Consider the following 11,309-nt stretch of genomic DNA (forward strand, 5'->3'; position numbering starts at 1 on the left):
TAAAACGGCAATCATTTCCTGAAACAGGGTTGACCGCGATCGTTCGCGCATGGCGCACCGAACGCCGCGCCGGCGAGAACGCGCTGGCCGGGGCGCGCACCCGCGATATATGGACCGCCAGCGCATCCAACAGCCGGCGAGCGGGGCAACCAGGGAGCATCGTGAGAAATCCGGATCAGACCCTCGACGGGTCGGGCTTCCTGAAGGGCGGCGGCGAACTTGGCGCAGCCATCCGGGCGCACGACTGGTCCGCATCGCCGCTCGGCCCGGCGCACCGGTGGCCGCAAAGCCTGAAGACGGCCGTCCGCATCATGCTGACGTCGCGCCAGCCGATCTGGATCGGTTGGGGCAAGGACCTGACCTATCTCTACAACGACGCCTACAAGTCGGTGATCGGCGGCCGGCACCCGGCCGCGCTGGGCCGGCCGATCCGCGAGGTCTGGCCCGAGATCTGGGACGAGATCAAGCCGCTGCTGGCCACCGCGATGCAGGGCGACGAGGGCGTCTACGTCGAGAACCAGATGCTGATCATGGAGCGCAACGGCTATCCGGAGGAGACCTACTACACCTTCTCGTTCAGCCCGATACCGGACGACGACGGCGGTGTCGGCGGCATCATCTGCGCGAGCACCGACGACACGCCGGGCATCATTGGCAAGCGCCAGCTTGCGCTGCTGCGCGAGGTGGCGGCGGAAACCGTGGACGCGACCGATGCCGGCGATGCCTGCCGGCGCGCCGCCGGGGCGCTGGCCGCGATCCCGCAGGACGTCCCCTTCGCCGCCATCTACCTGCAGGAGAACGAGGGACTGGAACGCGCCGCGGTCGCCGGACTGCCCGACGGGGACCGGCGTCTGTTTCCGGACCGGGTCGATACGGGCCGCCACCTGGTCTGGCCGTTCGCCTCGGTGCTGGAGCTGGACGAAGCGGTGTCGGTCGATCTTGCCGGGGTGGCGGGCGAGGCGCCGCTGCCGACCGGCCCCTGGCCGCTGCCGCCGGCGCAGGCGCTCGTGCTGCCGCTTGCCGGCACCGACGGCACCGCGCCGCGCGGCGTGCTGGTCGCCGGGCTGAACCCGTACCGCACGCTCGACGAAAGCTACGAGGGGTTTCTGGCCCTGCTTGCCGGCCAGGTCGGATCTGCCATCGCCAAGGCCGAGGCGTTCGAGGCCGAGCGGCGCCGGGCCGCGGCGCTGGCCGAGATCGACAAGGCCAAGACGGTGTTCTTTTCCAACGTCAGCCATGAGTTCCGGACCCCGCTGACTCTGATGCTGGGCCCGCTCGAGGACGTGCTGGGGCAGCCGCAGTCGATCGCGCCCGAGCAGCACCGGCAACTCAGGATGGCGCAGCGGAACGCGCAGCGCCTGCTGCGGCTGGTGAACTCGCTTCTGGATTTCGCCCGCATCGAATCGGGCCGGGTGCGGGCGTGCTACCAGCCGACCGACCTGGGCGCGCTGACCGCCGACCTGGTGTCGTCGTTCCGCGCCGCGACCGACCGGGCCGGCATCGCGTTGACCGTCGAGCACGCGCTGCCCGAACCCGTCCATGTCGACCGCGACATGTGGGAGAAGATCGTCCTGAACCTGCTGTCGAACGCGTTCAAGTTCACGCTGGACGGCGGGATCGCGGTGCGGCTGGCCGCGCAGGACGGGCGCGCGGTGCTGACAGTCCGCGACACCGGCACCGGCATCCCCGCGTCCGAACTGCCGCGCCTGTTCGACCGGTTCCACCGCGTCGAGGGGGCGCAGGGACGGTCCTTCGAGGGCACCGGGATCGGCCTGTCGCTGGTCAGGGAACTGGTGGAACAGCATTCCGGCACCATCGACGTCGCCAGCGACGAGGGCGTCGGCACCACCGTCACCGTCGCCATTCCGCTGGGCACCGCGCACCTGCCGGCAGAACGGATCGCGGCGGCCGCGTCCGCGCCGGGGGATGCGAACCTGCGCCAGCCGTTCGTCGAGGAAGCCCTGCGCTGGCTGCCCGACGAGACCGCGCCCGGCGCCGAGCGGCTGGCGAGCGAGATCATCGCCGACGCCGACGAGTTGCCACGCGCGCCGGCGCCGGAACGCACCGGCGCGCGGATCGTGCTGGCCGACGACAATGCGGACCTGCGGCTGTACCTGACCCGGCTGCTGGAAGCGGACCGGCACGAGGTGATCGCGGTCGCGAACGGCGAGGCGGCGCTGCGGGCGGTGCGCGATCAGCGGCCGTCGCTGGTGATCAGCGACGTGATGATGCCGCGGATGAACGGCTTCGAGCTGCTGCAGGCGCTGCGGGCGGACCCCGATCTGGGCGATTTGCCGGTGCTGCTGCTGTCGGCGCGCGCCGGCGAGGAGTCGCGGGTCGCCGGGCTCGACGCCGGCGCCGACGACTACCTGACCAAGCCGTTTTCGGCGCGCGAGCTGGTCGCCCGCGTGGACTCGCTGATCTCGCTGTACCGGGTGCGGCGCGAGGCCGGCGAGACGCTGCGCGAGAGCGAGGCGCGGTTCCGCAACATCGCCGATCATTCGCCGCTGATGATGTGGGTCACCGGGCCCGACGGTCGGTGCACCTACCTGAACCGGTCCTGGTACGAGTTCACCGGGCAGCGGCGCGAAGAGGCCGAGGGCTTCGGCTGGCTCACGGCGGTGCATCCGGACGACCGGGACTGGTCGGAACGCAGGTTCAGGGAGGCGAATTCCCGGCAGCAGGCATTCCGGCTCGAGTACCGGCTGCGGCACCGGGACGGCAGCTATCGCTGGGCGATCGACGCGGCGGCGCCGCGGTTCGGCGCCGACGGCACCTTCCTGGGATACGTCGGCTCGGTGCTCGACATCGACGCGCACAAGCGCCAGGAGGCGCTGCAGTCGCTGCAGAACACGCTGCTGGAGCTGGCGCTCAAGGATCAGCCGCTCGACCAAGTGTTGGACGAGCTGGTGCGCTCGCTGCAGGGGTCGCTGGGCCGCGACACCGCCTGCTCGATCCTGCTGGCGGACCCGCGGGGGCGGCGCCTGCGCCACGGCGCGGCGGTCGGCCTGCCGGAGGCCTACTCCGAGGCGGTCGACGGCATCGAGATCGGCCCCCGCGCCGGATCCTGCGGCACCGCCGCCTACCGCAAGACGCCGGTGCATGTCGCCGACATCACCGCCGATCCGCTGTGGCAGGATTTCCGCAGCCTCGCCGCGCAGCTGGATTTCCGCTCGTGCTGGTCGCGCCCGATCCTGGGCAGCCACGGCAACGTGCTGGGCACCTTCGCGATCTACGCGGTGGAGGCGCGCGAGCCGTCGCCGCGGGAGGAAGGCTTTCTCGAGCTGGTGTCGCAGACCGCGGCGCTGGTGCTGGAGCGGTACGACGTGCGGCAGGCGCTGGACGACCAGCGCCGCCTGCTGGAGACGCTGAACCGCACCGGCGCCGGGCTGGCCGGCGAGCTGGACCTGGATGCGCTGGTGCAGCTGGTGACCGACGCGGGGGTGGACCTGACCGGGGCGCAGTTCGGCGCGTTCTTCTACAACGTCACCGACGCGCGCGGCGACAGCTACACGCTCTACAGCCTGTCGGGCGTGGACAAGGAGGCGTTCGAGACCTTCCCGATGCCGCGCAAGACCAGGGTGTTCGGGCCGACCTTCGACGGCACCGGCATCATCCACTCCGACGACATCACCAGGGATCCGCGCTACGGCCAGAACGCGCCGTACCATGGCATGCCCGAGGGGCACCTGCCGGTGCGCAGCTATCTTGCGGTGCCGGTGGTGTCCCGCTCCGGCGAGGTCATCGGCGGGCTGTTCTTCGGGCACGAGGACGTCGCGCGGTTCACCGCCCACCACGAACAGCTGATGGCCGGCGTGGCCGCGCAGGCGGCGATTGCGATCGACAACGCCCGGCTGTACCAGTCGGCCCGGCACGAGCTGGAGGCACGGCGCTTCACCGAGCGCGCGCTGCGCAGCACGCAGAACGACCTGGAGGTGGCGCGCGAACGGATGGAACTGGCGCTGGCCGCGGGGGCGATCATCGGCACCTGGGTCTGGCACATCCCCAGCGACACGTTCACCGCCGACGAGCGCTTTGCCAGGGCGTTCGGCCTGGATCCGGAGCGCTGCCACGATGGCATCACCATCGCCGAGGCCGCGGCCTCGATCCATCCCGACGACCGGGACGCGGTCGAGCGGCTGATCGAGAAGACGTTGCAGGACTGCGGTTCCTACCGCGCCGAGTACCGGGTCCGGCACGCCGACGGAACCTACCGCTGGGTCGAGGCCAACGGCCGGTGCGAGCTGGACGACGACGGCAACCCCACGCGCTTTCCCGGCGTGCTGATCGACATCGAGCAGCGCCGGCAGATCGAGACCGACCTGCAGAAGCGCGAGGCGGACCTCGCCCTGCTGCTCGACGCGACCGCCGAAGGGTTCTACGCCGTCGACACCGAGGGCCGCGCCACGCGCTGCAACGCGGCGTTCCTGCGGATGATGGGCTTCGCCAGCGAGCAGGAGCTGCTGGGCCGCAAGCTGCACGACGAGATCCACCATTCGCACCCGGACGGGACGCACTACCCGGCCGACGCCTGCCCGATCTACCGCACCGCCCGCACCGGCGAGCCGGCCCATGTGGACAGCGAGGTGTTCTTCCGCACCGACGGCTCGTCGTTCCCGGTGGAGTACTGGGTGCGGCCGGTGGTCTGGCAGGGCGAGCTGCAGGGCGCGGTCTGCAACTTCGCCGACATCAGCGAGCGCAAGCGCGCCGAGGAGGCCCGGCAGCTGCTGCTGCGCGAGCTCAATCACCGGGTCAAGAACCTGTTCTCGATCACCGCCGGGATGGTGAACATGACCGCGCGCCGGGCGGGCAGCGTCGACGAGATGGCCGCGTCGCTGCACGGCCGGCTGCTGGCGCTTGCCCGCGCACACGAGCTGATCGGATCGTCGATCTCGGCCAACCGGTCGCATTCCGCGCCGACCCAGCTTGCGCCGCTGATCGAGCGGATCATGACGCCGCATGTCGGCGGCAGGCCGGACGCGATGCACCTGTCCGGCCCGCCGGTCCCCGTGGGGCCGTCGGCGGCGACCAGTTTCGCGCTGATCTTCCACGAGCTGGCGACGAACGCCGCCAAGTACGGTGCGCTGTCGTCGGCCACCGGGTCCGTCGCCATCGCGTGGGAGCACACCGGCGACGGCCTGCGCCTGACCTGGACGGAGACCGGCGGCCCCGCGGTGCAGGGCGAGCCGGTGCGTGGCGGGTTCGGCAGCCAGCTGGCACGGCTGAGTGCCTCGGGCCAGCTGGGCGGGACAATAGACTACGAGTGGTCGAGAGACGGCGTGAAGATATATCTTTCGGCGGCGAACGACCGCCTTGCCCATTGACGCAACATGGTGGACCATTCCGAGAATGTCAGAAGTCGTCTGTGACCTCCGGGGCGCGCGCATCCTGATCGTGGAAGACGAGCCCTTCATCGCCCTCGACATCGCCTATGGTGTCGAGCAGGTCGGCGGCACCCCCGTCGGCCCGGCCAGCACCGTCGCGCAGGCGCTGAGGATTCTGGAGCGGGAACAGGTCGACGGCGCGATCGTCGACGTCGACCTGCCGGACGGCACCATCGGCCCGGTGCTGGAGCGGTTGCGCCCGGACGTGCCGGTGGTGGTGCATACCGGCGTGGGCCTGCCCGAGCCGCTGCGGCAGGCCTTTCCCGACGTCGAGGTGTTCGGCAAGCCGACCGCGCCCGAGGTGCTCGCCGCGCGGCTGGTGGCCGATCCCGACGGCTGACCGGTGCGCGGCCGGCCTGGCCCGCGCCTTCGCGCCGATTTCCGACAGACCCGTCCGCCCGCGGATCGCCCGGCCCCGCCGTCGATGCCGTCGATGCCGTCGCGTGCGGCGCCCGGGATCCGTACTCATGAACGGGATTCGCGATACGCGGACGGCGTGACTCACTGTCTCCGAGTCCGAAGGCAGGGATGGCACGATGTGATCTGACGGACGTGGAATGGGCACTGATCCAACCGCTTCTCCCGAACAAGCCGAGAGGCGTTCCACGGGTGGATGACAGGCGGGTTCTGAACGGGATTTTCCGGGTTCTCAGGACCGGGTCTCCGTGGCGGGACCTGCCTGAGCGGTACGGCCCCTGCACCACCGCCTGCAACCGGTTCAACCGGTGGGCAAAGGCCGGTGTCTGGATGCATGTGCTTGAAACGCTTGCTGAAAAGTCTCCGGACAGCATGCAGGTCATCGACTCACCGATCATCCGCCCACCAGCAGGCGACGGCTCGCCACGCGCTATGAGAAAACCACCCGAAGCTAGCCGGCCACAGTCATCATCGCCTGTTCACGCCTCTGGGTGAGGGATTATGCATCCGCATCCTGGTCCGCGCCGGAGAGTTTGCGCATCACCCCGTCGCGGGTGACCATGCCGACCGGCTGGCCGTCGCTTTCGACCCGCAGCGGCGCGTCGCTGCCGGTCAGGCGCCGCATCACCTCGCGGATCGTGGCGCGCGCCGGCACAGCGCCGGCGCAGGGGCCGGCTACGGGCTGCATCACGTCGGCGGCGGTCAGCACCCCCAGCGGGTTCATGTGGGCGACGAAATCGGCGACATACTCGCTGACCGGATCGGAATAGATCTGCTGCGGCGTGCCCGCCTGCACGATCCGCCCGCCCTCCATGATCGCGATCCGGTCGCCCAGCTTGAACGCCTCGTCCAGATCGTGGCTGACGAAGACGATGGTGCGCTGCAGCTTCTGCTGCAGCTCGATCAGCTCGTCCTGCAGCCGCGTGCGGATCAGCGGGTCGAGCGCCGAGAACGGCTCGTCCATCAGCAGGATCGGCGCCTCGGTCGCGAACGAGCGCGCCAGCCCGACACGCTGCTGCATCCCGCCCGACAGCTCGGCCACCTTGCGGTCGGCCCAGTCGGACAGGCCCACCAGCTCGAGTTGCGCATCGGCCCGGCGGATGCGCTCGGCGCGCGGCACCCCGGCCAGCTCCAGCCCCAGCACCACGTTGTCGCGCACGTCGCGCCAGGGCAGCAGGCCGAACTGCTGGAACACCATCGCCACGCATTCGCGGCGCAGCCGGCGCAGGTCCTGCGGGCTGCACTGGCCGGGCACGCAGGACCAGTCGCCGTCGTGCACGGTGACGCCGCCGCGCACCACCGGGTTCAGCCCGTTGACCGCACGCAGCAGCGTCGACTTGCCCGAGCCGGACAGCCCCATCAGCACGACGATCTCGCCCTCGTCGACCCGCAGCGAGCAGTCGTGCACGCCCAGGACCTGGCCGGTGCGCTGCTGCACCTCGGTGCGGTCCAGCCCCTTGTCCATCAGCGGCAGCGCCGTGTCCGGCGCGTCGCCGAACACGATCGAGACCCGATCGAAGGTGACGGCGGGGCGGCTCATCCTGCCTCCGCCGGGGTGAAGCGCAGCACCCCCGCGACCCGGTCCGGACCGCCGTCCGAGGGGTGCGCGCGGCCGTCCATCACCTGCACCTCGGGCAGGAACGGCGTCTGCCCCTCGAGGCAGGCGAGGTTGACGCCGTACTCGTTCGGGTTCGATCGCCGCCGGTGGTGGGTGTAGATGCCGCAGACCGCGCAGAAATGGTGCTGCGCGGTGCCGGTGTTGAAGGTGTAGCGCGTCAGCCGGTCGGCGCCGTGCGTCACCGTCAGCCCGTCCAGCGGCGCGGTCACCGCGACCGCGCCGCGCATGGCGCAGAACGAGCAGTCGCAGCGGCGCGCGCCGGCCAGCCCCTCGGGCAGCTCGACGGTGAACCGCACCGCCGTGCAGTGGCAGGCGCCGTTCAGCCTCATTTCCCCTCCATCCGCAGCATGCGGTCCAGCAGGATCGCGACGACGACGATGATGATGCCGCTCTCGAAGCCCAGAGACGTATCGACCGAGTTCAGCGCCCGCACCACCGGCACGCCCAGCCCGTCGGCGCCGACCAGTGCCGCGATCACCACCATCGACAGCGACAGCATGATCGTCTGGTTCAGCCCGGCCATGATCTGCGGCAGGGCGTAGGGCAGCTCGACCTTCCACAGCGCCTGCGACGGCGTCGCGCCGAAGCTTTCGACCGCCTCCTTCAGCGCCTTGGGGGTCGAGCTGATGCCCAGGTGCGTCAGCCGGATCGGCGCCGGCAGCACGAAGATCACCGTGGCGATCAGCCCGGGCACCATGCCGATGCCGAAGAACACGATCGCCGGGATCAGGTAGACGAAGGTGGGCAGCGTCTGCATCAGGTCCAGCACCGGGCGCATCGCCTTGTAGAGCGCCGGGCGGTGCGCGGCGGCGATGCCGATCGGCACGCCGATCGCCATGCAGATCACGCAGGCCGACAGCACCAGCGTCAGGCTTTCGGTGGTCTCCTCCCAGTAATCCTGATTGAGGATGAACAGGAACCCGGCGCCGACCAGCAGGCAGGTGCGCCAGTTGCGCTGCAGCGCCCAGGTCAGGGCCACGAACGCGGCGACCACCAGCAGCGGATGCGGCGTCTGCAGCACCCACAGGATGCCGTCGATCAGCGCCTCCATGCCCTCGGCGAGCCCGTCGAAGAACCACGCGCCGTTCGCCTGCAGCCAGTCGAACAGCCGCGCGGCGGCGTCGCCGACGGGGATCTTGTTCTCGGTCAGCCAGTCCATGGACGTCCTTCTGCTTCAGGCCGCCCCCGCCGGGGGCGGCGGGGGCGCGGGATCACAGCCCCAGCGCGGCGCTGACGGCTTCCTTGCCGTCGCCGCCGTCCAGCGTGGTGACGCCGTCGAGCCAGCCCATCACCATGTCCGGGTTCGCCGCCATCCAGGCGCGGGCCGCGTCCTGCGGATCCTCGCGGTCGTTCAGGATCGCGCCCATGATCTCGTTCTCCATCTCCAGCGTGAACTTCAGGTTCTGCAGCAGCTGGCCGACGTTCGGGCATTCCTCGACATAGCCGGCGCGGACGTTGGTGTAGACCGTGGCGCCGCCCAGGTCGGGGCCGAAGAAGTCGTCGCCGCCGGTCAGGTAGGTCAGATCGAAGTTCGCGTTCATCGGGTGCGGCTCCCAGCCCAGGAACACCACCGGCTCGTCGCGCTTGCTGGCCCGGTCGACCTGCGCCAGCATCCCCTGCTCCGAGCTTTCCTTGACCTCGAACTCGGACAGCCCGAACGCGCCCTGCTCGATCATGTCGATGATCAGCCGGTTGCCGTCGTTGCCCGGCTCGATGCCGTAGATGGTCTGGTCCAGCGCCTCGGCATGGGCGGCGATGTCGGCGAAGTCGCCGATGCCCAGCGCCGCGCCGGCGGCGTTGGTGGCCAGCGTGTATTTCGCCCCCTCCAGGTTCTCGCGCACGGTCTCGACGCTGCCGTCGTCGCGGTAGGGGGCGATGTCGCCCTCCATCGTCGGCATCCAGTTGCCCAGGAACACGTCGATGTCGCCCTTGGCCATCGAGGTGTAGGTCACCGGCACCGACAGCACCTTGACCTCGGTCTCGTAGCCCAGCGCCTCCAGCACCACGGTGGTCGCCGCGGTGGTGGCGGTGATGTCCGTCCAGCCCACGTCGGAAAAGGTGACGGTTTCGCACTGCGCGGCCGCCATGCCCGCCACCAAGGTCAGCGCGCTTGCGGTGATCGCGGTTCTCATGTGCATTCTCCCTGTGATTTGGCCTCGATGGCACAGTTAACGCGGCGCGGTGGCGGTCTTGCAACCCCCGCTTGGGGTTCTTTCGCCGCGACGCGCGGTGCTGTACGATTTTTCCGTCAACCGGGGGACGATCCCATGGCCGAATTGCCGGGCCGGCGCGATCTGGATACCCATGCGGTCGAGAACCAGCCGGCGGCCGCGGCGCCGGACCCGTGGGCGCAGGACGCGGCGCTGCGCGCGCACGCCGGGCGCCAGGGCGGCCGCAACAGCGTGCTGCAGCGCGCCGGCGCGGTGCTGGCGGCCGCCGACATCCGTCACGCGGCGCAGGAGGCGCGGCGCGACCGGCCGCGGCTGGTCACCCACGACCGCGGCGGCGCGCGGCTGGACGAGGTGCGCTTTCACGACGGCTATCACCGGCTGCTGCACGAGGGGCTGGGCCTGGGCTATGCCGCGCTGCCCTGGGACGGCGCGGCGGGCGGGCACGTCACCCACGCGGCGCTGGTCTACCTGTTCAGCCAGCTCGAGCCGGGGGTGTGCTGCCCGATGACGATGAGCTATGCCGCGGTGCCGGCGCTGGCCGCCGCGCCCGAGCTGGAGACCATCTGGCGCCCGCGGCTGATCTCGGGGCTGTACGAGCCGGCGGCGATGCCGGTGGCGGCCAAGCGCGGCGTCACGCTGGGCATGGCGATGACCGAGAAGCAGGGCGGCTCGGACGTGCGCGCGAACACGACCCGGGCCGAGCCCGACGGCGACGCCTACCGGCTGACCGGGCACAAGTGGTTCTGCTCGGCGCCGATGTCGGACGGCTTCCTGACCCTGGCGCAGGCGCCCGGCGGGCTGACCTGCTTCCTGGTGCCGCGCTGGCTGGAGGACGGCCGCAACCGCATCCACCTGCTGCGGCTGAAGGACAAGCTGGGCAATGTCGCCAACGCCTCGGCCGAGATCGAGTACGCCGGCGCGCTGGCCTGGCGGCTGGGCGACGAGGGCGCGGGCGTGCGCACGATCATCGAGATGGTGCACCACACCCGGCTGGACACGGCGATGGCCCCCGCCGGGCTGATGCGCGCGGCGCTGGCCGAAGCGCACGGCTGGGCCACCGGACGCACCGCGTTCGGCAAGCGGCTAATCGACCAGCCGCTGATGCGCGCGGTGCTGGCCGACCTGGCGCTGGACTGGGAGGGCGCGCTGGCGCTGGCGCTGCGCTGCGCCCGCGCCTTCGACGATCCGGGCGAGCGTGCGCTGGCCCGGATCGCGGTGGCGCTGGCCAAGTTCCTGAACAACAAGCGCTGCGGGCCGGTGATCGCCGAGGCGATGGAGGCGCTGGGCGGCATCGGCTACGTCGAGGAGACGCCGCTGCCGATGCTGTACCGCGAGGCGCCGCTGAACGGGATCTGGGAAGGCGCCGGCAACGTGATCTGTCTGGACATCCTGCGCACCCTGGCCCGCGCCCCCGAGGCGGCGGCGGCGCTGGACGCGGAACTTGACGCCGCCGGCGGCGCCGACCGCGCCTATGACGCCGGGCTGAAGGCGCACCGGGCGCGCTGGCCGACGATGCCCGACGAGGCCGGCGCGCGCTGGTTCGCCGAAAGCCTGGCCACGCTGCTGACCGCCTCGGTGCTGATCCGTTCGGCCCCGGCGCCGGTGGCGGACGGCTTCGTCGCCAGCCGCGTCGCCGGCCAGCGCGGGCAGATCGCCGGCAGCGTCGCCGGGCTGGACCTCGCCGGCATCCTGGACCGGATCGCGCCGCCCGGTTAGGCC

The 11,309-nt window shown here is 71.0% G+C and carries 7 protein-coding genes and 1 pseudogene; 4 read left to right on the plus strand and 4 right to left on the minus strand.

The window, feature by feature from the left end; translation table 11 throughout:
• Nucleotides 1-161: 161 nt before the first annotated feature.
• The 3 genes and pseudogenes from GE300_RS22865 to GE300_RS05770 form a co-directional block, all read left to right on the plus strand.
• Nucleotides 162-5,324, plus strand: coding sequence for a PAS domain S-box protein (locus GE300_RS22865; RefSeq protein ID WP_325063125.1), 5,163 nt, complete (start codon nt 162-164; stop codon nt 5,322-5,324).
• Between the two features lie 25 nt (nt 5,325-5,349).
• On the plus strand, nt 5,350-5,724 hold the full coding sequence (locus GE300_RS05765; protein WP_154445615.1) for a response regulator: 375 nt from the start codon (nt 5,350-5,352) through the stop codon (nt 5,722-5,724).
• A gap of 188 nt (nt 5,725-5,912) precedes the next feature.
• A pseudogene (locus GE300_RS05770) lies at nt 5,913-6,203 on the plus strand (transposase); the annotation flags it as partial.
• Nucleotides 6,204-6,300: 97 nt separating this feature from the next.
• Here the strand turns inward: GE300_RS05770 and choV are convergent.
• The 4 genes from choV to GE300_RS05790 are packed head-to-tail and all read right to left on the minus strand — an operon-like array spanning nt 6,301 to nt 9,557.
• The gene (choV, locus tag GE300_RS05775; RefSeq protein WP_154445616.1) at nt 6,301-7,341 is read right to left on the minus strand and encodes a choline ABC transporter ATP-binding protein; all 1,041 of its coding nucleotides are present in this window, start codon (nt 7,339-7,341) and stop codon (nt 6,301-6,303) included.
• The gene (locus GE300_RS05780; protein ID WP_154445617.1) at nt 7,338-7,748 is read right to left on the minus strand and encodes a GFA family protein; all 411 of its coding nucleotides are present in this window, start codon (nt 7,746-7,748) and stop codon (nt 7,338-7,340) included. The genes choV and GE300_RS05780 overlap by 4 nt, the downstream gene beginning before the upstream one ends.
• On the minus strand, nt 7,745-8,578 hold the full coding sequence (choW, locus tag GE300_RS05785; protein ID WP_154445618.1) for a choline ABC transporter permease subunit: 834 nt from the start codon (nt 8,576-8,578) through the stop codon (nt 7,745-7,747). Before choW ends, GE300_RS05780 begins: the two co-directional genes overlap by 4 nt.
• A 52-nt stretch (nt 8,579-8,630) precedes the next feature.
• Nucleotides 8,631-9,557, minus strand: a complete 927-nt coding sequence (locus GE300_RS05790; RefSeq protein ID WP_154445619.1) for a choline ABC transporter substrate-binding protein — start codon at nt 9,555-9,557, stop codon at nt 8,631-8,633.
• A 129-nt stretch (nt 9,558-9,686) separates the two neighbouring features.
• On the opposite strand from GE300_RS05790, the gene GE300_RS05795 reads away from it, so the two are divergent.
• A complete protein-coding gene (locus GE300_RS05795) occupies nt 9,687-11,306 on the plus strand; it encodes an acyl-CoA dehydrogenase family protein (protein ID WP_154445620.1) in 1,620 nt (539 codons plus the stop codon).
• The last annotated feature ends 3 nt before the right edge of the window (nt 11,307-11,309 follow it).

This window comes from Halovulum marinum (assembly GCF_009697225.1).
Taxonomy (GTDB): Bacteria; Pseudomonadota; Alphaproteobacteria; order Rhodobacterales; family Rhodobacteraceae; genus Halovulum; species Halovulum marinum.

Excerpts from the sequence above, each read along its gene's own strand:
- GE300_RS05790 (WP_154445619.1), bottom strand. The coding sequence starts at position 9,557 with ATGCACATGAGAACCGCGATCACCGCAAGCGCGCTGACCTTGGTGGCG.
- GE300_RS05765 (WP_154445615.1), top strand. The coding sequence starts at position 5,350 with ATGTCAGAAGTCGTCTGTGACCTCCGGGGCGCGCGCATCCTGATCGTG.
- GE300_RS05795 (WP_154445620.1), top strand. The coding sequence starts at position 9,687 with ATGGCCGAATTGCCGGGCCGGCGCGATCTGGATACCCATGCGGTCGAG.
- choV (WP_154445616.1), bottom strand. The coding sequence starts at position 7,341 with ATGAGCCGCCCCGCCGTCACCTTCGATCGGGTCTCGATCGTGTTCGGC.
- choW (WP_154445618.1), bottom strand. The coding sequence starts at position 8,578 with ATGGACTGGCTGACCGAGAACAAGATCCCCGTCGGCGACGCCGCCGCG.
- GE300_RS05780 (WP_154445617.1), bottom strand. The coding sequence starts at position 7,748 with ATGAGGCTGAACGGCGCCTGCCACTGCACGGCGGTGCGGTTCACCGTC.